Here is a 21,972-nt window from a genome sequence, read left to right as displayed (position 1 = left end):
GCCGAGCCGGCCGCTCCTGCAGGGGGTTCGCGTCGCCACGGGCACCTTCCGCGCCGTTTCGCATGAGAATGGCTGTTTACTTAGTGCACTCGCTGCGGCTAGCCTGTCGCCGTGTCTCGAACGGACACGGCGCCTGGCTCCCCGCCCCGGGGTGGCAGCGGAAAACCGTCGGCCGGCGGTTCGCGCCGTCGTTCGACGACCCGGAGAAAAGGAGTGGGATGGAGATCAGCAACTCGGTCGCCGCGGTGACCGGTGGCGCGTCGGGACTGGGCTTGGCGACCGTGCGGGAACTGCACGGCAAGGGAGCGAAGGTCGTGATCATCGACCTGCCGTCGTCCTCCGGTGAAGCCGTCGCCAAAGAGCTCGGTGACGGCGTGGTCTTCGCCGCGGCCGACGTCACGAACGAGGAGCAGGTCACGGCGGCCCTCGATGCCGCACAGGAGCTGGGCGACCTGCGGATCGCGGTGAACTGCGCGGGAATCGGCAACGCCATCAAGACCGTGGGCAAGAGCGGGGCGTTCCCGCTGGCGGACTTCACCAAGGTGATCAACGTCAACCTGATCGGCACCTTCAACGTGATCCGGCTGGCCGCCGAACGGATCGCGAAGACCGATCCGGTCGGTGAGGAGCGCGGTGTCATCATCAACACCGCGTCGGTGGCGGCGTTCGACGGCCAGATCGGGCAAGCGGCGTACTCGGCCTCCAAGGGCGGGATCGTCGGCCTGACTTTGCCGGTGGCGCGTGACCTCGCGGCGATCAAGATCCGTGTGGTGACCATCGCGCCGGGTTTGTTCCACACCCCGCTGTTCGCCACACTGCCGGACGAGGCCATCGCCTCCCTGGGCGCGCAGGTGCCGCACCCCTCGCGGCTCGGCGACCCCACCGAGTACGGCGCGCTCGCGCGCCACATCGTGGAGAACCCGATGCTGAACGGCGAGACCATCCGTCTCGACGGCGCGATCCGGATGGCCCCGCGCTGACGTAGTCGAGGTGACGCGGGTGTCGGGGTGACCGACATCCGCTGCCGTCGGTCGCGGGCGCGACGCACACCGGTGTCACTTCTCGGCCGGATCGCGCGTGCAGGCCGCTAGGAAGGCGACGGTGTGGTGGTTCCCGCCGGACCAGCGCCCGGGCGGCGCGATTACTCCTGCGGCCGTGCGTGATCGAGGCCGGACAAGTCGCGTGTGACCGTATCGCTGCGGTCGAGGAAGCCACCGGGGCATGGTCGGGGGTTGCGGGCCGAGCGACGCAGGCGGGCCGTGTCGAGGCCGATCAGGCGCAGGCCACCCACGTAGTGGGCGACCGGCCGCTGCTTTGCATGAACACCCGCCCCAGCGGGCGGGGCGGGTGTTCATGTGCCCGGGACCAATTGCCTGCCTTCGGAGTTCGCGTTGCACCCCGCGCACGGGCCTCAGCGAGTTCGTCTCGGGCCGGGTGATATGCGGATGCCGACGACGGTGATGACCGTGACCACCAGCACCGTCATCAGCTTCATGAGGTTCCACGTCTCGGGGTCGCCGAGTGGCTCGGCGGCTCGTATGTCTCTTCCACGCGGGCGATTCTGCGGGGGCGTGGGCGGCTCGACGAAAGGGCGCTCCGCACGAGGCGGCGTCTGCACGGGGATGACGGCCGGAACGGGAACGATACGAACGTCGGGCGGAGGCGGCCCGAGTTGGAGGGGACTCATGGGCGGCGGCGGGGCGGTGGGAAGTAGCAGCAAGCAGGTCAGCAACGCGCTGCCGGAGAAGGCGCTGCCGACCGCGGCGCTGCCCAGACTCGAACCGCTGGACCCGGGGTCGATGAGGCCCGGGACGAGGGAACTGGAGCCGAGGGAGCCGAAGCCGCTGCCGGTCGCGAGCCCGAGCAGCAGCAACGCGCTGCCCGTCGCGGCGCTGCCGGAACACGCCAGCTGGACGCTGCCCGTATCGAGTTGCAATGTCTCGGCCGGACTTGCCGCCATGACCGTCGGGATGGGTGTGGCATCCGCCGGCGGGGCTGCGCCCGTGCCGGATTCCGGAGTCCCGGTGGCGAGCAGGCCACCGCGAGCGCCGGCGCCTCCGGCACTGCCGGTGGGGACATTGCCCGCGCTGCCGGACGGCAGCCGAATCGGGCCGAGAGCCAAAGACCCGCCGTTGGTCATGCCCTCCGCGCCGAGCCCGGACGCGCTGCCGGAGGACAGGGTGCCAGGGCTCGGATCGTCGCTCCCGAAGGGGCTCGCCGAGCCCGGGCCCGCCGCGGCGCCCGAACTCCCGGTATCACCCAGCGGCAACCACGGCGGGGCCTCCGCTGATGCTTGCAGCGGCCGAGCCGCGAAGACCACTATGGTCAAGGGCAACATCGCAGTGGCCAAACCCTTTGCCAGTCTCGGGGTTCGAGTTGCGTCTCGTTTGCATCGCATGTGCAGTCGCCTCGTCGTAGTCGAAACCGGGCCGGAAGTTCATGTGGTGTGCTGATAGCGGGACAGAGCGAGCTCGAAAGCTTCCCTCGGGACCACGTTTCCGCCGGAGAACGGTTCGTCCAGGTTGTAGATCGCCCGGATCACCACACCGACGATCGCGCCGAGCAGCGCGGTGGTCACGACGCTGCGCTTGGTGACCTGGACACCGGAGAGGATCACGCTGAACAGCAGCAGGACCGTGCAGATCCACATGGCCAGATAGAGGAAGCCGGGAACGCGGTAGGCGGCGTCGAGCGCACGGTCGGCGCGGGACTGGGCCACCGCGTCGAGACTGGTCAGAGCGCTGGTGCGGAGTTCGTCGACCTCGTCGTCCGCCGAGTTCACCGCGGCCACCGCGTCGCGCAGGTCGTCGAGGGTGTCCTGGGTCGATTGACTGAGACGACCGTCATCCGCCATGACCGCCCATTCCTCGGTGAGGACCTGCTCGGTGTACTCGCGGACCAGTCCCTGGATCTTCGCGTGGTCGGGCTCGGGCAGGCCGTGCGCGGCCCAATAGGTATCGATGAGCGCCTTGGCTTCGGCGATGGTGTGATTGCGCGAGTTGTCGTACTGCTGCCACGCGATCACCACGATGAACGCGACCACCGCCATGAAGATCGTGTTGATCAGGTTGAGCACCAGCGCGCCCACCGTGTCGTCGTCGGTGTGCCGCCATGCCTTCGGATGTAGGCGATCCCCGGCCACGAAGACGATGACCGCGACGAGCGCGGTGAGAGCGGGCACGAGAAATTCGAAGGCCATGCGGAACTCCGTTCTGTCTGATGGTTCGCGCGACCGTCGCCTCGGTGACGTACCGCAGGGCCTGATGCGCCGACGGGTGGTGAACCGGCGCCGTTCGGGCACCGCAGGCGCGCGCGGCCGAGACTGCTTCGATCGTCGATCAGGTTGCGGGGAAGCAGAGTTCACCGGCGAATAGCCGCAACTGCCTCGACCCGAGCATTTCCATGGTCATGCCTGGCCCTCACCCCCGGATGGATACCGAGACGATCGACGATGACGCTGTCGAGGGTCTGCGCTTGTTCGGATCTGATCAGTGGTGCACAGCAAATCGGTACGCGACGCACGGCGTCCGGGCGAACCAGCCGCCGTTGAATTGTCCTACCCGGCGAACCGCCCGGACGAGACCGATGGTAGACCGCGAATCCATCTGCGTGTGGCGAAATTTCGGAGATCCGCTGCGGCGGTGCGGATCCGCGCGCCGGTCCTCCGGCTCTCCATAGCGGGCGGACATCAGGGGATGCGGGATCGGAGCGCGTCCGTGTACGCTTGCACAGCTACCGATCGGCGTTACCGGAATTGCCCTGGGTCGCGGATCCCGCGTCCCGACAACAGAAGAGCCACAGATGACCAGATTCGCGCATTATGTCGGCAGCCTGCCTGCCGAACTGATGACGGGTGATCGTGCCGTCATGCAATGGTTTGCCGACCACAGTACGGATCGGCCGGTCACCGCCCTGCCGTGCGACCTCGATCCGGACTGGATCATGGACTACTTGCGCACGCGCAAGCAGCACGCCGACGTCTTCGAGATCGTCCGCGCGGGTGAGTACGCCGACTACGGAGATTTTCCCAGCTACGGCCTGCGGTCCGGGTGCACGCTGGAGCCCCGGCACGTCTCGATGGATCGGGTCGAGCGAATCGGCCGGGTCGTGGACGCGTTCGAGTCGCTGCGCGGCGACCGGCCGGAACTGGCCGCGACGAAAGTCCAGATAAGTCAACCGAATCCGCTGGATCTGGCGATGTTCGTCTTCGCAGGCGCCGCCGTCTCCGGCGGGCTCCCGGTCGGGCCCGCTGTGCGGCGCTCCGGGCTCGTGGTGAGTGCGCTGCGGCAGCTGCCGGTGTTCACCGAAGCGGTGGTGCAGGAGATGACCGAGGTCGTCGACCGGTACGGCGACCGTGTCGTCTGGCAGCTCGAGTCGCCCATCGCGCTGCTGAGCATGGTCAAAGCCGAGCAGTTGTGGTCGCAGTGGGCACTCGCCCCGCTGATCGCGCGGCAACTCGCCGGTGTACTCGGCCGCATGCACGAGATCGGGGCGGAAGTGATCGTTCACCTGTGCTACGGCGACTACCAGCACAAGAGCCTGCTGAGCCCGCGCACGCTGGCCCCGGCGGTGAAGTTGCTCGGCCGCACAGCCCGGTTGCTGCGCGAGCAGGGGACTCCGCTTCCTCCCGTGCACATTCCGTGCGCCTACGGTGCCGAGCCGGCTCCACAGGACCCACGGTTCTACGCGCCGTTGCGCAAGCTCGATCCCGAATGGGATGTGATCGCCGGTGTGGTCTCCCCGGACTCCGGCGAGGACAGCGCTCGCGCGCTCGCCCTGTTCGAGGAAGCGGCCGGGCGCGCGGCCTACGGCGTCGCCACCGCCTGCGGTCTCGGTCGTTGCACGGTGGATGCCGCGCGACAGGCGGCCGCGAACACGGTCGCTCTGGCCGGCGCCGGTGACGACCGCGAACGGTGATCTGCCCCGCGATATTCGACGGCGACCAGTCGCACGGGGGTTGTCACGCACGCCACGTGCCGGGTACGGTGCCGAGCTGGTTCGCGATGATCGTGCCAGTACAGGCGCCGACCAGCGCGTTCGCCGTCGCGCCGTGGTGCGATTCGGCGAATCACGTTGTCCGGAACCGGCTCTGGCGCACCGGACGGTACCTCCTTCGTCAGCGCCACCATCGGAGCGTTGCTATGTTGCTAGCGTAAGCGGGTCGCCAAGCTCTGGACGACAGGTCTTGGAAGGCACGTGCACCCGCTCACCGATCACATTCGTCGAATTGCTGTTCCATTACCTGGAGTCACGTTCTTGACCACACCACAGTCCCCGATGGCCGCGCCGCACACCACTGGAACCGGAGCGTGCCCCGTCCAGCACGGATTCCCGACGGAGACGGATGCCGCGCGCGTTCAGCTGCACACGAAGGAGTTCGTCGCCGACCCGCACCGCGCATACCGCGAGATGCGCCGCGAACACGGCTCGCTGGTTCCGATCGAGCTGGCGCCCGGCGTACCGGCCACCCTGGTGATCGGCTACCAGACCGCGGTGCGCATTCTCAGTGACCCCGACCATTTCCCGGCCGATCCCCGCACGTGGCAGAAGACCATCCCCGACGACTCGCCCGTCCGGCCGATGATGGAGTGGTACCCGGCCGCGCGGTACAACACCGGGCTCGCCCATGATCGCTATCGGCACGCCTCCGTCGACGCCATCGACGGAATCGATCTGTTCGACGTGCCGACCACGGTCGAACACATCGCGGTCCCGCTGATCAATTCGTTCTGCCAAGCCGGATCCGCCGATCTGGTGAGCCAGTACGCGTTTCCGCTCGTCCTCGAGGTCCTCAACCAGATGGTCGGCTGCCCGGCCGAGATCGGCGAGCGGGTCGCGACCGGTATGGCCGCGCGCTTCGACACGGTGCGGGGGCCCGAGGGCATGAAGATGCTCAAAGAGGCGCTGATGCAGCTCATCCGGCTCAAGCGCCACCAGCCCGGCGACGACGTCACCTCGCGGCTGGCGCATCACTCGACCGAACTGGACGACATCGAGATCTTCGCCCAGCTCATGAGTTTCTACGGGGCCGGGTTCGAGGCGCAGCGCAATCTGATCACGAACGCCCTGCTGCTGATGATCACCGACGACCGGTTCCGCTTCGGCGACGTCCTCGGACGGAACTTGTCCACCACCGACGCTCTCGACGAGGTCCTGTTCAACGACCCGCCGATGGCGAACTTCTGCACGACGTACCCGAGGCAGCCGATCATGGTCGACGGTGTCTGGCTGCCGGCGGACCAGCCGGTCGTCATCAGTCTCGCCGGCTGCAACAACGACCCCGAGATCCGCGGGACCGACGAACCCGGCGGCAGCCGGATCGGCAATCGATCCCACCTGGCGTGGAGTGCGGGGCCGCACGCCTGCCCGGCCAAATCCGTCGCCTACATGACCGTGCAGAACGCCATCGATCAACTGCTCGACGCGCTGCCGGAGATCCAGTTGGCCACGCCGAAGAACGAACTTCAGTGGCGGCCCGGTCCGTTCCACCGGGCTCTCGGGGCCTTGCCGGTCGTCTTTCCGCAGTCCGCGCCGGTGCGCATCGTGTAGAGCGCGGCAGCGGGGCAGTGGCCCGCCACCGGAGGACCGACGGCGGGGCGCGGGAATATCGGGTGTGCCGGGCCGGCCCTGGGGCCATACTGGTGGTCGGCGACGAAAGCGCCGGCGCGGCCGGTGGACGTCGGTGTAGATACTCGTCGGCACGGGGCGGGACGGTACGCCAGGAATGGTCAGCGGAATCGGCGACGGCGAGTTGTACGCGCGCGTCCGCGAGGAGGAATCCGCGTCGTTGCGCTCCGCGGTCGGCAACGCCGTCCGATTCACGACGTCGGTGGCTGCCGTCGTCGTGGTCTGGGCTCGTGGGCCGCAGGTGCTCGCGGTGTGGGTGCCCGGGGTGGACCTGTCGACGTGGCGGCATCTGGTGCTGTTCCCGCTGGCGGTACTCGGCGTAGGGGCCTTCGCCGCCGGTGCGGAGACCGTGAGCGACGCGTGGCAGGGATTGCGGGCGAGGTCGATTCGGCGTCGCGTGGATCGCCATCCCGACCAGATCGCGCTGCTGGTGCCACCGCGGGAAGCGCATATGGCCACGGTGCAGGCGGTACGGAGTCATCGGTCGGCCGCGGTGCGGCGCTTGCTCTGGGTGGCCGTACCGATCGCGCTGTCGGTCGGGGTGCTGGTCGGCGGGGTGTCGGTGGAGGAGCCCGACGGGACACGGCGTCCCGCGCCGGAACTGGAACCGGCCATCCTCGGGCTCATGTCATTGCTGGCGGCTGTGCTGTTGATGTCGGTAGCGCTGCGGTGGCGGCGGTGGCATGCGAGCCGATCAGTCGAGAGGTGGTCCACCGACCCCTCCTACAGCGCAAGGATCAGTCCCATCGGCCCGGATCCGGTCTGGTCTCGCGCAACGGAGATCCCGGCTCTCACGGTGCAGTTCACCACTCCTCCCCGAGGGCGGGGGGATCTGCGGCGGGTTTCGCTGCGATCGAACGTCATCGGCGCGAAGCCGGTACAGATCGCCTACCTTCGTCTGTTCGACAACCGGGCGCGCGCCCGGGAGTTCCTGCGCGGGGCGTGGCGAGAATTCGGGTATGTGCACTTGTTGCGCAGCGCCGCGTCGGTTAGCCCCCAGGAAGTCCGGGCAGTGCGCCGGAACAACTCTTTCCGCTCCCTGTTCGTGGCGTCACCGCGCATGCTGCGCGAGGAGCTGGCGAAACAGCCGGTGGAGCCGTTGCCGCCAGGGCGCAGGCGGCTGATGGGCGTGACGGATCTGGCGGTGAAGGTGCGCGACCCTGCGGGCAGCTATCCGGTTCGTTCCATCCTGTGTCACGTCAGTTTCTGGCAGACGGCGGTGGACATGCTGCTGTCCCGGGTCGACTATGTCGTGCTGGACCTCGCGGGATACGTTCCGGCCAACGCCGGAACGCGATTCGAACTGCAACGCGTGATCGACCGCTTTCCCATCACCAAGGTCGTCTTCCTCTGCGATGATCAGAGCGATAGGACATTCCTGAAAGCGCAGGTGCTGCACCACTGGTCTCGAATGGACAGTCGTTCACCGAATTCCGGTACCACCGCCCGGATCGCCCGGATCGCCGTGACCGGCGGTCATCGGGCCACGACCCGGTATCTCATGGCAGATCTGCAGGTCCGTCACGGGTGACGCAGCGCACCGGGTGGAACCACACACCACGGCGAAGAAATTCGCAATTGCAAAGCCGCGCAAATGGATTCGACACGGATAAGTCGGCTGCTACGCTTCCGCCATGTCGGTTGGAAAGCGGCGCTCGGCCCGTGCAGCACGCTGACGATTACCCCGGGCTCTTCCAGTCCGCGGACACGGCGGCAATGTACGGTCAGCAATTCTATCTCCGTGCCTACGGGGCCCGGCTATGGCTGGCAGTGGTGGCAGCGGCTTGCGCGGCCTTCACCGTCCGTGTCGGCTCGTCGGGCACCGACATCGCGGCCATTCTGACCGCGATGGCATTCGTCGGAATCCTCGCCGTCGACGTGGGTGTCCTGCGCAGCCGACCCGGCAAGTCCTGGTACGAAGGCCGCGCACTCGCCGAATCGGTGAAGACTTTGACTTGGAAGTACGCGGTACAGGGTGCGCCGTTCGTCGGCACGCTGTCGCCGGCCGAAGCCGATCGGATGCTGATCGACCGCATCAACCTGCTGCGTCAGGACATTTCGGCGCTCGCGCTGCGGCCGACCACGGCCCCGGCGATCAGCGATCGTATGCGGCAACTGCGTTCCGCCTCCTTCGACGAACGGCGCCGCGTCTATCTGGACGACCGCATCCGGGAACAACAACGGTGGTATGCCACCAAATCCGGCTACCATCAGCGCAGGTCCCAGGTATACGGCACGATGTCGCTCGTCTTCGAGGTGGCAGGTGTCGCCGGGGCGTTGGCGAAAGCGCTCAACGCGGTGAACTTCGACCTCGCAGGCATTTTCGCGGCTGCGGTAGCGGGTGTGGCCGCGTGGTCCTCGGCGCGCCAGCACAGCACCGCGGCCGCCGCGTACGCCCTGGCCTCGAACGAATTGAGCATCGTCGCCGAAGTTCTGGACCAGAACCACACCGAAGGAGCCTGGGCGGACGCGGTATCCGACGCCGAGGAAGCGATCAGCCGCGAACATACTCTCTGGCGAGCCTCGCACGGCGAATGAGACGCACCACCCGGCGCGGTCCTTACGATCGGACGTCCGATGGTCCGGCGTGGCTGCCGGAGATGACCCGATTCCGCGCTTACCATGATCAAGCTGTGTGACGTGGCGGCGTCGCATGGCGAACGGGGAAGCGGCCCGTCCGGCGCGCGCGTGACGCCGGGCGGGCCGTTGCATTCGGCCAGGCCGACCGGTCGTATCGCGCATCGCGCAGCCGCTCGCCGAGACGGAGGGTGAGTTCCGCACCGCCGTGTTCGGGTAGGCGATCGGAGCGCCACCGCCCGGCGCGCTACCCCGAAGCGATCGCGTGGCATGCGGAGAGGGCGTTCATCGGTGACGGGCCGGGCGGTGGCGCTCCGATCGCGACGACGGCTGCCGTCTACTCGGGCGGGGCGGGGTGCCGGATGTCGTCGGCCACCGAACCGCCCGCGACGTCGGCGGACACACCGATCTGCTCCTCGTAGCGGTGCTCGGCGCGCACTTCGTCGCTGTCGCTGCTGATGTCTTCGAGCCTGCGATCGCTCTCGAGTCTCCCCGTTTCCCCGGTCTCCGGAACTCGGTTCGGATCGATGTCGGGCTCCTCCTCCGCGAGCCGGTCTTCGATCGGTCGAGGATGGGCTTGCTCCCACGGCGTCACGCCGTACTTGGTGACGCCGCTCCAGTGCTCCGGCGGGTCCATTCCGGCCTCGAGCGGGTCGGAACGCAGTCGGTCCTCGTCGAGATCCTCGGCGCTGCTGAGCGCCGCCGGATCGGATTCGGTCGAGTCGGGCGCACCCGTGTCCTGCGGCGGGTCGTAGGTCTCGTTCGGTTCGGTCATCGCTGCCTCCTCTCTTGCATTCAGCGACTTCCCGCAACCGTCGTCGGCAAACCCCTGGAAACGGGCGAAGCGTCCGCGATCGGAGCCCGAGATCGCGGCTGGGCGGCAGCGGCGTCAGCTACGGGTGAAGACGCCGAGGTGTTCGGTGTCGTAGTACTCCAAGGTGAGCTTCGCGCCGTCGAAGGTCGCCTGGGAAACCGAACCGTGGGTGGCGTTCTCGCCGGGTGGCGTGAAGACGAAAGTGTCTCCGTCCCAGTGCTTCAAAGGGAAGGTCATATTGTTCGGGCCGAGGGTGAGGGTGAGGGAGTTGCCGGTGGCGCTGATCGTCGCCGGGCCGTAGTAGGCGTTGTCGTAGGTGCCCGCGTAGGACGCCGGCGGACGCGCGGGAGCCGGGTGCCCGGGCGGCTGCTTGCCCGCCAGCGCCCCGGCCGGCGCGCCGAGCGGCTCGAACGCCGTGCGATAGAGCGAGCGCCAGTCCTGCTGGATCTTCCCGAACTGGACCAGATCGGCGAATTCCGCGTTCAGTGTCTCCGGCACGCCGATCGGCGCCGCGTTGGTGAGTGTCACGATGCCGAGGTCGGCGGAGGGGATCAGGGTGAACGCGGTGCCCGCGCCGAGGGCGAACGCTCCGGAGTGGCCGAGTACGACCCGGCCGGAGGCGGAATCGCTCACGTTGAAGCCGAATCCGTAGAACCCGGCGCGTGCGTCGGGGGTTTTCGGCGGCGCCGAGACGACTTGCGGGGAGATGGCGGGCAGGAGATCCTCCGGCGGCACCAGGACCGAGCCCCCTGCGGAGCCGTCGGCGAGCACCATCGTCATCCATTTCGCCATGTCGGTCACCGAGGAACTGACCCCTCCCGCGGGGGACTGCGCGTCCGGTTGGCGCTGCGGGTTCGCCGGCTCGTACTTCCCGTCGATCAGGACGTGCCCCTCGGCGCGGTTGGTACGAGATGCGAAGTCGGCGTACCGCGAGCTGGTCGATGTCATGCCGAGCGGGCTGTAGAGCATCTGCGCGGACAACGTCTCCCAGTCGGTCCCCGCCGCCGTGGCCACGGCGACGGCAGCGGCGGTCAGTCCGAAATTGGTGTACTCGTAGGAGTCGCGGAAGGCGCCCAGCGGCAGCAGTCGGAGCCGGTCGAGAATCTGCTGACGGTCGAAGCCCAGGTCCTCGAGCAGGTCGCCCGCGTGGTCGGGCAGGCCGGAGCGGTGTGCGTACAGGTCGCCCACCGTGACGTGCTCGGTGACGTAAGGGTCGGCGAGCGCGAAGGACGGCAGCAGCCGGCGCACCGGCGTGTCCCATTCGACACCCCCCGCGGCGATCCGGCGGGCGACGACCGTCGCTCCGACCGGCTTGGACAGCGACGCCAGCTGGAAGACCGTATCCGGCTCCACCTTCTCCTGCGTGACGACGTTGCGGACGCCGAAGCCCCTGCTGTACACCACCTTTCCGCCGTGCACGACGGCGACCGCCATGCCGGGGATGCCGGACGAGGCGAGCAGGCCATCCGCGAGGTGATCCAGTTCCCCCACGGCATCGTCGATCCGGCCCTCCGGTATCGGCACCCCGGCGACCTGATTGGGCATCGCCGCGGAACTCGAAGGCGCTCCCGTCTGCGTGGAGTCCGATCGCTCGCCGCCGCATCCGGTCATGGCGAGTATGGCGGCCGCCGCCATCGCCGTGGGAGCGAGCAGTGTCCGACGCAGTGTGCTCAAGGGTCGCCTCCTGGCTTTGTAGCGACAAAAGACCAGATAAAGGCTAGTTCAGTAGAGGTTGCTGTGCGGCAGGTTCAGGCTTTCGCGGCAGGTGCTCGCCCGCCACTGCGCCCGGTCGACCGCTGCGTCGGACCTATCCGGCGGCGGGGGTCTCCCTGATCTCCACGATCGGGAGCACCAGGGCGGCAGGCGAACTCGCCGGAACGGACGGGTTCACCGGCGCGATCGGCGCGATGCGCCGGTATCCGGTGCCCACCGGTGGACGGGTGTCCACTTCGCCCTTGTTCGGCCAGTACGCCGCGGCCCGCTCGGCCTGCGCGGTGATCGTCAGCGAGGGGTTGACGCCCAGATTGGCCGAGACCGCCGCACCGTCCACGACGCTGAGCGTGGGATAGCCGTACACCCGGTGGTAGGCGTCGATCACGCCGTGCTCGGCATCGGCCCCGATCACCGCGCCGCCCAGGAAATGAGCCGTGAGCGGGATGTTGAAGATCTCACCCCAGCTCCCGCCTGCGATGCCGCCGATCTTCTCCGCGACGCGCCTGGTCACCTCGTTGCCGACCGGGATCCACGTGGGATTGGGTTCGCCGTGGCCTTGCCTGCTGGTGAGTTTGCGGCCGAACAGCCCCCGCTTGGTGTAGGTGGTGATCGAGTTGTCCAGGTGCTGCATGACCAGCGAGATGATGGTCCGTTCGCTCCAATTCTTGGTGCTCAGGAAGCTGAGCAGGTTCATCGGATGCCGCAGCACCAGACCCAGGAAACGCAGCCAGCGCGGAATGCGACCGCCGCCGTCGACCATGAGCGTCTGGAGCAGGCCCATCGAGTTGGAACCCTTGCCGTAGCGGACCGGTTCGATGTGCGTGTCGGGGGTGGGATGGATGGACGAGGTGATCGCGACACCCTTGGTGAAGTCGGTGCCGGGACGCACCTTCTTGGTCGCCGCCCCGACGATCGATTCCGAATTGGTGCGCGTCAGCATGCCGAGGCGATCGGACAGGTCGGGCAATACGCCTTTGTCACGCATGGCGAACAGCAGCTTCTGGGTGCCCCGCGTGCCCGCCGCGAGTACGACATGCGTGGCGGTGAACGTTCGGGGCTGTTTGCGTACCCAGGCGCCGGTGCGGGCGGTGGAGACGTCCCAGGTGCCGTCGGGGTGGGGACGCAGCTCGGTGACCGTGGTCATCGGAATGACCTCGGCTCCGCCCTTTTCCGCCAGGTAGAGGTAGTTCTTGACGAGCGTGTTCTTCGCGCCGTACTTGCAGCCCACCATGCAGTCGCCGCATTCGACGCAGCCGGTGCGTTCCGGGCCGACGCCGCCGAAGTACGGGTCCGGCACGGTCTTGCCCGGCTCGCCGAAGAACACCCCGACGGGTGTCTGCACGAACGTATCGCCGACCCCCATGTCGTCGGCGACGGCCTTGAAGACCTCGTCGGCGGGCGTCATGTGCGGATTGCGCACCACGCCGAGCATCTGCTGCGCCCGCTCGTAGTACGGGGTCAGCTCGTCGCGCCAGTCGGTGATGTCACGCCACTGGGCGTCGCGGAAGAACGGCTCCGGCGGCACGTACAACGTGTTCGCGTAATTCAACGAACCGCCCCCGACGCCGGCGCCGCCGAGGATGAGGACATTGCGCAGCGGGTGGATGCGCTGGATCCCGTAGCAGCCGAGCGCGGGCGCCCACAGGAACTTCTTCAGCTGCCAGCTGGTCTGGGGCAACTCGTCGTCGGCGAAGCGCCTGCCCGCCTCCAGCACGCCGACCTTGTACCCCTTCTCCACCAGCCGAAGCGCGGTGACGCTGCCGCCGAACCCCGAACCGACGATCAGCACGTCGAAATCCGTCGTCCGCTGGTCCATGTGGAACTCCTCGATCGTGTCGCCAGTGACTCGGCTAACACTACTCCCGGGTAAGTAACGGTACGCAAGTCGCCTGGAATCAGCGGATCGCTCCGGTATTCGAGTTTGCCCGCCATTGGCCGGACTGTTTAGAGCAATGCTCTCGTTAGTTGACAATGCTCTCTGAAGCGCGCATCGTTTCTGCTATGCCGACGACACCCCGCGCCCGAGCCAGGGCCCAGACCATGAACGACATCGTCCGGATCGGGCGCGAACACCTGGCGACCGAAGGCGCCGCCGCCCTGTCGCTGCGGGCGGTCGCGCGTGATCTCGGCGTGGTCTCCTCGGCCGTCTATCGGTATGTCCGCAGTCGCGACGAATTGCTGACCCTGCTCGTCGTCGACGGCTACAACGCCCTCGGCGACGCGGTCGACGGCGCGCTGGCCGAGGGCGGAGACGATCCGATCGAGAGACTACGGATCCTCGGTCGCACGGTGCGGCGGTGGGCGCTGGCCGAAACCGCCCGCTACGGACTGCTGTTCGGCACGCCCGTCCCCGGCTACGACGCACCCGCCACCGAGACCGTCGCACCCGGCACCCGGGTGATCGCCACGATGCTGACGCTGTTCGCCGGGGCCCACCGAGCAGGCCGACTGGTTGCGCCCGCCGCCCAGCCGCGGATATCGGCGGCGCTCGCAAGCAGTTTCGCGCGCATCCGCGACGAATTCCAGCTCGACGTGCCCGACTGGCTGATCGTGCGCGGCGTGACGTTCTGGGTCGGGCTGTTCGGAGCGGTGAGCGCGGACGTTTTCGACATGTACGGCACCGACACCTTCGCCGATCGCGACGAGTTGTTCGAACTTCAGCTGGACGGGCTGCTGGACATGCTCGGGCACCGCGCGTGATCTCGTGGCACGGGGGAGCCCGCGAGTGCTCCCGGCCGCGTGTGTTCCGATGGAGCTCGTGACGACCTCCAATGAGCAGCCGCCCGCCGACACGCGTGCCGCGATCGCGTGGGCGCAGCGGATCGGTGCGCGGATCCCGCTGGTCAACGCGCCGATGGGCGGCGTGGCGGGCGGTCGGCTCGCCGCGGCGGTGACCGCGGCCGGTGGCCTGGGCATGATCGGAATGGGCAGCGCGGGATCGGTGCGGGCGCTGGAGCAGGAGTTGCCGCATATTCGCGGAGTGGCCGGTCCGTTCGGTATCGGTCTGGTCGATTGGGTGGTCGCCGGGCAGCCGGAACTGCTGGAGGCGGCGATCGAGGCCCGTCCCGCGCTGATCTCGGTGAGCTTCGGCGATCACCTGGGCTGGGCGGCCCGTGTCGCGGATGCCGGGATCGTTCCGGCCACCCAGGTCTACAGCTGGCAGGACGCTCGGCGTGCACAAGACGCGGGCATCGGCGTCCTCGTCGCCCGCGGCGTGCAGGGCGGCGGACACGGAGCCGTGAACGCGCCGCTGCTGCCGCTCCTGGACGAGGTGCTGGCAGTCGCGTCGGTCCCGGTGCTGGCCGCGGGCGGCATCGGCGCACCAGCAGACCTGGTCGCCGTGCTCCGGGCAGGGGCGAGCGGCGCGTGGCTCGGCACCTGTCTGGCGGCGTGCTCGGAATCGCTGCTGCCGGAGGCCGGCCGTCGAGCTCTGCTCGCCGCGTGTGGCGCGGACACCGTGCTCACCCGCGCCTACGACGTGGGCATGGAGCTGCCGTGGCCTGCTCGGTTTCCCGCCCGGGTGCTGCGGACCGGATTCACCGACCGCTGGACCGGTCGCGAAGACGAACTCGCCGCGGATCCGGCGGCCAAACAGGCACTCGCCGCCGCGCTCGCCGCGAACGATCCAGCGGTGACGCCGATCGACGCGGGGGAGGGCGTCGGCCTGGTGACCGCCGTGGAACCGGCTGCGCACGTGCTCGAGCGGCTGTGGTCAGGGATGACGGGCTGAGCCGTTCAGTCCTCGCTGCTGACGCGCTCGCCGATATAACGGATCAGTTCGGGATCGGAGGAGGTCAGCCGATCGACCTCCTCACCACCGGTGCACTGATAGAGCGCGACGGTGACCGAACCGGATCTGCGTCCGGCGACCCGCCAGATTCCGCCCGAATCGGCCCAGCGTCGCAGTACCGCGATGGGATCGTCGGTCATCAGTCGTCTCCGCTCGCTCGAACCGGTCCGGACTCCGGTGTCACCGCGGCACGGTGACCGGATCGGAGCAGCTGGCCGGCACGTCGACGAAGGAGCAATCCTTCGGCGGCCGCGTCGGCCGATACTCGGGAGCGACGCCGCCCGCGCGTGTGATGCCGGTGTACGCGGCCACCGCGTCCGTGGGTTTGCGCGTGAGCGCCGGATCGCTCAGGACGTCGACCGTGTACAGGCCGAAACGCGGTGTGTATGAACCCCACTCGTAGTTGTCGGTGAGGCTCCAATAGTTGTAGCCGATCAGATTGATGCCGTCGGCTCTGGCGCGCTGGAGCCAGTAGACGGTGTCACGCAGGGAGTCGGCCCGGCCGTATCCGTCCGCGCGCGGCAAGCCGTTCTCGGTGGGCATCCCGTTCTCGACGATGTAGAGCGGCTTGCCGGGGAACCGGCGCGCGTAGTGCTGCAACGCGTAGTAGATGCCTTCGGGCTGTAGCGGGTTCTTCCACAACTCTGTGAGATTTCCCGTGGTGGTGAGGCTGTCAGGGGAGAGGCCGTAGTAGTAATCGATGCCGATGTAGTCGAGCTTCGTGTCGATCCGGTCCACCAGAGGCTTGTTCACCACGTCCTCGGCGGCCGGGATATAGGCGACATTGCTGGTCACCATGGCGTCCGGCTGAACCCGGTGGATGTAGTCGTAGATGCGGTTGTGCGCCTGCGCGATCCGTTCCTGCATCGCGGGCGCGGCGGCCGGCGGCAGTCCGCCGTTGCGCAGCTCGTTGAGCAGATAGATGGTCGGCTCGTTGAACGTGACCCACAACGGTTGATACGGGGCGTAGCGATCGACGACCGTCTGCGCGTTGGCCAGCCAGTCCTCGACGACGCCCGGGTTGTTCCAGCCTCCGCGGTCGACCACCCAGCCCGGATAGACCCAGTGATCGATGGTGATCATCGGACGCATGCCCGCTGCCGTGATCGCGGCGACGACGTTGTCGTAGAACTTCAGCCCGTCGGGGTCCCACTTGCCCGGCTCCGGCTGCAGACGAGCCCACTCGACGCCGATGCGATACACCTGCACGCCGAGTCCGGCTGCCAGCGCGATGTCCGAGCGGTAGCGCGAATAGAAGTCGATCGAATCCCGGTAGGGGTCCGACGTTTTCCCCGACGCGACGTAGCGAGACCAGTTGCTGTCCGGGGCGTGGCCTTCCGACTGATATCCCGACGCGGCGACGCCCCAGAGGAAGTCCGGGCCCATCGGCGCGAGCACGGCGGGCGGCTCGGGCCGGGCGGCCGCCGGAGCGATGCCTCCGAGGAAAACCGCGGCGACGGCCGCGAGCGCTGCCCAGACGTGGCGGGGGAATGAACGCATCGAACTCCTGTTCCGAGACGGGTGACGGGCGCTCGTGGACCTCGGCGCACGGACCGGGGATGTGGGGACCACGGGGGACAGGGTAACTGGTCGCTTGTCCGTTTTCTCGGAGACGGAGAGCAAGGCCAGGTGCGGGGAAATCTCCCCGCTTCTGCGGGAGTCGTGATGGAAGTGCCTATGCAACTGCGGTTCACGTCATTAACATTTAGATACGTAGATATTCGCATCTATATATACATTCCGCCCTCCACTAAACCTCAAGCCCACCCCAACCCAGCAAGGAAGGGGAGGGACCTCTGAAAGCCTCCTGTGAGATGGCCCTCGGTCCCGGCGCGCTCGGCCGGTCGGAGGCGGAGGCCATGTCAGGATTCCTCTATGTCCTTCAATCCGCTGCCGCCACTGGCCCGACGGCTCGCGGAGCAACGCTGGGTGATGCGGACGGCGCCGCTCGTGTTGCGGCTCGAACGCTTGATCCGGCGGGTGAGCGGGGGGCGGAAGGGCGTCCTCGATCTGGCAGGGCTCCCGTCGGTCGAGGTGACCGTGCCGGGGCGGAAGACCGGTATCCCGCGTACCACGTCGTTGCTGTATGTACCGCACGGTGCGGACTTCGTCGTCCTCGGCTCGAATTGGGGCAGTCCCGGTCATCCGGCCTGGTCGGCGAACCTGCGTGCCGCGCAGACCGCTTCGGTCCGGCACAAGGGCGAGCAGTTCCTGGTCACGGTACGCGAGATCACGGGCGTGGAGCGAAAGCCTTACTGGGATCTGGCGGTCGAGTTCTGGCCCGGCTACGCCATGGAGTACGAGCGCTCCGGCGGGCGATTGTTCCGGATCTTCGAGTTGCGCCGCCTCGCCGACTGAGGCGCTGTGGCGGGCGTCGTCCGGGTGCGGGTGGGCCGGTTACGGTGGGACGGTGACCACGCATCTGACCCACTGGGGCGCGTTCGAGGCGGACAGCGACGGTGAACGGCTCACGGAGGTCCGGCCGTGGCGTGGTGACCCGGAGCCGACGCCGCTGATCGGCAACGTCGCTTCGGCGCAACACCATCCGACCCGTATCGATCGACCGTATGTCCGCCGGGGCTGGTTGGAGCACGGTCCGGGTCCGGGACCGCGCGGTTCGGAGTCCTTCGTTCCGGTGTCGTGGGAACGGGCATCGGACCTGCTGGCCGCGGAACTCGGACGCGTGTACCGGCAGCACGGGGCGGAGGCGGTATACGGCGGCTCGTACGGCTGGGCCAGCGCGGGGCGTTTTCATCACGCGCAAAGCCAGTTGCATCGCTTCCTGAACTGTCTCGGCGGCTATGTCCGGCACGTGAACAGCTACAGCCTGGGCACCTCGACGGTGTTCCTACCGCACGTTCTCGGTGATATCGGTTGGGTGACACAGCGTGCGACGGCCAAGACGGTTCTCGTCGAACATTCCGAGTTGGTGGTGGCTTTCGGTGGTTTGTCGCCGAAGAACGCGGCCGTGTCGCCGGGTGGGGTTTCGCGGCACAACGCGCGGGGCTGGATCGCGGCGGCACGGGCGCGGGGCTGCCGGTTCGTGTCGATCAGTCCGCTGCGCGACGACATGTCGCCGGAGGGCGAGGCCGAGTGGATCGCCCCGCTGCCCGGCACAGATGTGGCGATGATGTTGGCGCTGGCTCAGGTGCTGGATGCGGAAGGGCTGGCGGACGAGGAATTCCTGGGCGAGTACACCGTCGGCTACGACCGCTTCGCGCGGTACCTGCGTGGCGCGGTGGACGGAGTGGTCAAGGATCCGGAGTGGGCCTCGGCGATCACCGGGGTTCCGGCCCGGCGTATCCGTGGACTGGCGCGTGAGATGGCTGCGGCGCGCACCCTGGTGACAGTCAGTTGGTCGCTGCAGCGGGCGCGCCATGGCGAGCAGCCGCTGTGGGCCGCTGTGGCGCTCGCGGCGATGTTGGGCCAGATCGGGCTTCCCGGAGGCGGATTCGGGCATGGTTACGGTTCGGTCGCCGGTGTGGGGGAGCCGGCGCGCGTGGCTGTGCCGCGACTTCCGCAGGGGCGCAACAGCGTGCACGCGTTCATCCCGGTCGCGCGGATCGCGGACATGCTGCTGAATCCGGGTGGTTCCTTCCGCTACAACGGGCAGGATCTGGTGTATCCGGATGTGCGGTTGGTGTATTGGGCCGGCGGCAATCCGTTCCATCACCACCAGGATCTGGCTCGGCTGCGTACGGCGTTCGAGCGTCCGGACACGGTTGTCGTACATGACGCCTTCTGGACGGCGACCGCGCGGCACGCGGATATCGTGCTGCCGTCGACGATGTCGATCGAGCGCGACGACTACGGCGTGGGCGAGGGTGATCGCTCGTTCTTTCCGATGAAGGCGCTCACCCGCCCGCGGGCGGAGGCGCGGGATGATTATTCGATTTTCGCCGAGACGGCCGATCGGCTCGGTGTCGGGGCGGAATTCACCGAGGGGCGCTCGGCCGCGCAGTGGCTGCGGTATCTGTACGAGAGCTGGCGGGTCGAGCAATCCCGTGCGGGCCACCAGTTGCCGGACTTCGACGCGTTCTGGTCCGGTGAAGCGCTCGAACTTCCGGTACCGGATCCCGAGCAGGTGCTGGCCGCGGACTTTCGTGCCGACCCGGACCGGTATCCGCTGGGCACACCCAGCGGGAAGATCGAGATCTTCTCGGCGACGATCGAGGGTTTCGGGTACGCCGATTGCCCACCGCATCCGGTGTGGCTGGAGCCGGAGGAGTGGCTCGGTGGTGCGGCGGCGGCGCGGTTTCCGTTGCAGTTGGTGGCGAATCAGCCGCGGACCAAGTTGCACAGCCAGCTCGATGTGGGCGCTTACAGCCGGTCGGTGAAGATTTCGGGGCGGGAACCGATTCGGGTGCATCCCTCGGACGCCGACCTTCGCGGCCTGCGTGCCGGTGAGATCGTGCGGGTGTTCAACGATCGGGGCAGCTGCCTGGCGGGGTTGGTGGTCGATGAGGGGGTGCGTCCGGGTGTCGCGCAACTGTCCACCGGGGCGTGGTACGACCCCGACCCGGCGGATCCGGCGTTCTGCCGTCACGGCAATCCGAACGTGCTCATCGCCGATCGCCCCTCGTCCACGCTCAGTCAGGGGTGCGCGGGACAGCTCACGCTGGTGGACATCGAGCGCTTTGCGGGGCGGCTCACGGATGTGGCGGTTCTCCGCCCACCGGAGGGATCGGGTCCGGAAGTGCTCTGAGGCCGCCGAGCGGGGCGGAGGACATCGGTTGGAGGTGACGGTGGATCTGGATCTCGCCGCGTTGCGGGCGTTCGTGGCGGTGGTGGAGGAGGAGCAGTTCGGTCACGCCGCGGCGGTGCTGGGTATCAGTCAGCAGGCGGTTTCGAAGCGTGTCGCGAAGCTGGAATCGCAGCTGGGGGTGGAACTCTTGGATCGTGGGCACGGCGGCAGTGTGCCGACCGGTGCCGGTGCCCGGCTGTTGCCGCACGCGCGGTCGCTGCTGGCGGGGGCGGAGGCGGCGGTGCGTGCGGCGCGGGAACAGGTGCGGCCGTTGCGGGTGGCGGTGCTGGGGAAGCGTGTGGCCGCGACGGAGTTGATGGAGTTCTATCTGGCGCGTCATCCGCACGCCGAGACCGAGATCGTCATCTCGAACATGATCACGACCTCGCGGGAGGCACTGCGCAGTGGTCTGGTGGACGCGGCCCTGGCTCGTGCCTATGGCGGCCCGGTGGCGTTGCCCGACGACATCGTCGCCGCTCCGGCGTTTCTGGAGCCCCTGTATTTGCTTGTGGGCAAGGATCATCCGTTCGGGGGCCGGTCGACGATCGCGTTGCGGGAGATCGCGGGGCGGCCGGTGTGGGTGCCGGGGGCGGCGGTGGCGTCGGAGTGGGCCGATTTCTATCGCGATCTGAGCGCGTTCAGCGGGATTCCCGTCGACACCAGGGGGCCGCTGGAGGGTATGGCCGGGATCGTCGAACGTATCGCGGATTCGCCGTCGTTGATGACGTTCTCCGGTGACGGGGGCCAGACGCCGTGGCATCCGAATGTGCGGCGGCTGATGATCGTCGATCCCACTCCGGCCTATCCGCTGGCGTTGTTGTGGTCGGCGGGCAATCGGCATCCGCGTCTGCGTCATCTGGTCGAGCACGTCGCGGACAACTACAACCGTGATATCGCCGCGGCCTGTTGGGTTCCCGAGGCCGATGAGGCGTTGTTCGGTGTGCCCGCTGCGGTGGCCGGTCGGTAGTGTCGGGCCGTGCCTCTACGATTCCCGGGGTGACCGGATACGACCCGCTCGATGCGTTCGAGCATCTCGATACTTCGACGTTGCCGCCGCGGCAGCAGCGGATTCTTGCCACGATCCGGGATTGGGTGCTTCGGCACGGGTATCCGCCGAATACGCGCGAGATCGGTGATGCGGTGGGGTTGCGGTCGGCGTCGTCGGTGTCGAAGCATTTGCGGAGTCTGGAGGAGCGGGGTTTTCTGCGGCGCAGCAGGACGGTGTCGCGTCCGATCGACGTGCGGATGTTCTTGCAGGCGCCGGCGCGGCGGGAGGTCGCGGAGGATTCGGTGATGGTGCCGGTGGTCGGCGATATCGCGGCGGGCGCTCCGATTCTGGCCGAGGAGCACGCCGACGAGATGATGACGTTGCCGCGTGAGCTCGTCGGGCGGGGCACGGTGTTCGGGTTGCGGGTGCGCGGTGATTCGATGATCGATGCGGCGATCTGCGATGGGGACATGGTGGTGGTGCGCAGGCAGCAGGAGGCGCATTCCGGTGAGATCGTGGCGGCGATGATCGATGGGGAGGCGACGGTGAAGGTGTATCGGCGGCGCAACGGTCATGTGTACTTGGAGCCGCGCAATCCGGCCTACGCGGTGATCGATGGTGACGAGGCGGTCGTGCTCGGCAAGGTCGTGTCGGTGATGCGGCGGGTTTGAGCCCGGGTGAACTCCGGTCCGTCGGGATGGCGGGCCTGCTCTTACGGC

At 68.0% G+C, this 21,972-nt stretch carries 18 protein-coding genes; 11 read left to right on the top strand and 7 right to left on the bottom strand.

What is annotated here, in order from left to right:
* The first annotated feature begins 218 nt into the window (after positions 1 to 218).
* Positions 219 to 980 carry a 3-hydroxyacyl-CoA dehydrogenase gene (locus NNI01S_RS30685; protein WP_063024664.1) on the top strand — a complete coding sequence of 254 codons (762 nt, stop codon included), beginning with the start codon at positions 219 to 221 and terminating at the stop codon, positions 978 to 980.
* 431 nt (positions 981 to 1,411) lie between these two features.
* Here NNI01S_RS30685 and NNI01S_RS30680 read toward each other — a convergent pair whose 3' ends face one another.
* The gene (locus NNI01S_RS30680) at positions 1,412 to 2,329 is read right to left on the bottom strand and encodes a hypothetical protein (protein ID WP_157115107.1); all 918 of its coding nucleotides are present in this window, start codon (positions 2,327 to 2,329) and stop codon (positions 1,412 to 1,414) included.
* 108 nt (positions 2,330 to 2,437) lie between these two features.
* A complete protein-coding gene (locus tag NNI01S_RS30675; protein WP_063024661.1) occupies positions 2,438 to 3,199 on the bottom strand; it encodes a bestrophin-like domain in 762 nt (253 codons plus the stop codon).
* Positions 3,200 to 3,801: 602 nt separating this feature from the next.
* Here NNI01S_RS30675 and NNI01S_RS30670 point away from each other — a divergent pair.
* The 4 genes from NNI01S_RS30670 (at position 3,802) to NNI01S_RS30655 (ending at position 9,165) form a co-directional block, all read left to right on the top strand.
* Positions 3,802 to 4,917: a hypothetical protein gene (locus NNI01S_RS30670; protein WP_063024659.1), complete on the top strand. Its 1,116-nt coding sequence runs from the start codon at positions 3,802 to 3,804 to the stop codon at positions 4,915 to 4,917.
* Between the two features lie 360 nt (positions 4,918 to 5,277).
* Positions 5,278 to 6,549, top strand: a complete 1,272-nt coding sequence (locus tag NNI01S_RS30665) for a cytochrome P450 family protein (protein WP_063024657.1) — start codon at positions 5,278 to 5,280, stop codon at positions 6,547 to 6,549.
* Positions 6,550 to 6,724: 175 nt separating this feature from the next.
* Complete coding sequence (locus NNI01S_RS30660; RefSeq protein ID WP_063024655.1) at positions 6,725 to 8,158, top strand: hypothetical protein; 1,434 nt, start codon at positions 6,725 to 6,727, stop codon at positions 8,156 to 8,158.
* On the top strand, positions 8,155 to 9,165 hold the full coding sequence (locus tag NNI01S_RS30655) for a DUF4231 domain-containing protein (protein WP_357803527.1): 1,011 nt from the start codon (positions 8,155 to 8,157) through the stop codon (positions 9,163 to 9,165). Before NNI01S_RS30660 ends, NNI01S_RS30655 begins: the two co-directional genes overlap by 4 nt.
* 376 nt (positions 9,166 to 9,541) lie before the next feature.
* Here NNI01S_RS30655 and NNI01S_RS30650 read toward each other — a convergent pair whose 3' ends face one another.
* The 3 genes from NNI01S_RS30650 to NNI01S_RS30640 form a co-directional block, all read right to left on the bottom strand.
* Positions 9,542 to 9,979: a hypothetical protein gene (locus NNI01S_RS30650; RefSeq protein ID WP_063024652.1), complete on the bottom strand. Its 438-nt coding sequence runs from the start codon at positions 9,977 to 9,979 to the stop codon at positions 9,542 to 9,544.
* A gap of 114 nt (positions 9,980 to 10,093) precedes the next feature.
* A complete protein-coding gene (locus NNI01S_RS30645) occupies positions 10,094 to 11,653 on the bottom strand; it encodes a serine hydrolase (RefSeq protein ID WP_063024650.1) in 1,560 nt (519 codons plus the stop codon).
* Between the two features lie 172 nt (positions 11,654 to 11,825).
* Positions 11,826 to 13,547: an FAD-dependent oxidoreductase gene (locus tag NNI01S_RS30640; RefSeq protein WP_063024643.1), complete on the bottom strand. Its 1,722-nt coding sequence runs from the start codon at positions 13,545 to 13,547 to the stop codon at positions 11,826 to 11,828.
* 185 nt (positions 13,548 to 13,732) lie between these two features.
* Between NNI01S_RS30640 and NNI01S_RS30635 the strand changes: the two genes are divergently transcribed.
* Together NNI01S_RS30635 and NNI01S_RS30630 are read left to right on the top strand one after the other, a co-directional pair.
* Positions 13,733 to 14,431 carry a TetR/AcrR family transcriptional regulator gene (locus tag NNI01S_RS30635; protein WP_063024641.1) on the top strand — a complete coding sequence of 233 codons (699 nt, stop codon included), beginning with the start codon at positions 13,733 to 13,735 and terminating at the stop codon, positions 14,429 to 14,431.
* A gap of 58 nt (positions 14,432 to 14,489) precedes the next feature.
* Positions 14,490 to 15,461 (top strand): NAD(P)H-dependent flavin oxidoreductase, encoded by a 972-nt coding sequence (locus NNI01S_RS30630; RefSeq protein ID WP_435825040.1) that lies wholly within the window; start codon positions 14,490 to 14,492, stop codon positions 15,459 to 15,461.
* A gap of 5 nt (positions 15,462 to 15,466) precedes the next feature.
* On the opposite strand, the gene NNI01S_RS30625 is transcribed toward NNI01S_RS30630, so the two are convergent.
* On the bottom strand, positions 15,467 to 15,661 hold the full coding sequence (locus NNI01S_RS30625) for a hypothetical protein (RefSeq protein WP_063024637.1): 195 nt from the start codon (positions 15,659 to 15,661) through the stop codon (positions 15,467 to 15,469).
* Between the two features lie 40 nt (positions 15,662 to 15,701).
* Positions 15,702 to 17,021 carry a glycoside hydrolase family 1 protein gene (locus NNI01S_RS30620; protein ID WP_063024635.1) on the bottom strand — a complete coding sequence of 440 codons (1,320 nt, stop codon included), beginning with the start codon at positions 17,019 to 17,021 and terminating at the stop codon, positions 15,702 to 15,704.
* 375 nt (positions 17,022 to 17,396) lie between these two features.
* On the opposite strand from NNI01S_RS30620, the gene NNI01S_RS30615 reads away from it, so the two are divergent.
* Genes NNI01S_RS30615 through lexA form a run of 4 tightly spaced genes read left to right on the top strand, consistent with a single transcriptional unit; the run spans position 17,397 to position 21,924 of the window.
* Positions 17,397 to 17,879, top strand: a complete 483-nt coding sequence (locus NNI01S_RS30615; protein WP_063024633.1) for a nitroreductase family deazaflavin-dependent oxidoreductase — start codon at positions 17,397 to 17,399, stop codon at positions 17,877 to 17,879.
* Between the two features lie 52 nt (positions 17,880 to 17,931).
* Positions 17,932 to 20,226 (top strand): molybdopterin-dependent oxidoreductase, encoded by a 2,295-nt coding sequence (locus NNI01S_RS30610; RefSeq protein WP_063024631.1) that lies wholly within the window; start codon positions 17,932 to 17,934, stop codon positions 20,224 to 20,226.
* A 34-nt stretch (positions 20,227 to 20,260) separates the two neighbouring features.
* Complete coding sequence (locus tag NNI01S_RS30605; protein WP_245676431.1) at positions 20,261 to 21,232, top strand: LysR family transcriptional regulator; 972 nt, start codon at positions 20,261 to 20,263, stop codon at positions 21,230 to 21,232.
* Positions 21,233 to 21,261: 29 nt separating this feature from the next.
* Positions 21,262 to 21,924, top strand: coding sequence for a transcriptional repressor LexA (gene lexA, locus NNI01S_RS30600; protein WP_063024627.1), 663 nt, complete (start codon positions 21,262 to 21,264; stop codon positions 21,922 to 21,924).
* Positions 21,925 to 21,972 lie beyond the last annotated feature (48 nt).

The sequence above is a fragment of the Nocardia niwae NBRC 108934 = DSM 45340 genome (assembly GCF_001613465.1).
GTDB classification, from domain to species: Bacteria; Actinomycetota; Actinomycetes; order Mycobacteriales; family Mycobacteriaceae; genus Nocardia; species Nocardia niwae.
The sequence above is the reverse complement of the archived record's forward strand: the minus strand, read 5'-3'. Positions and strand labels throughout refer to the sequence as shown.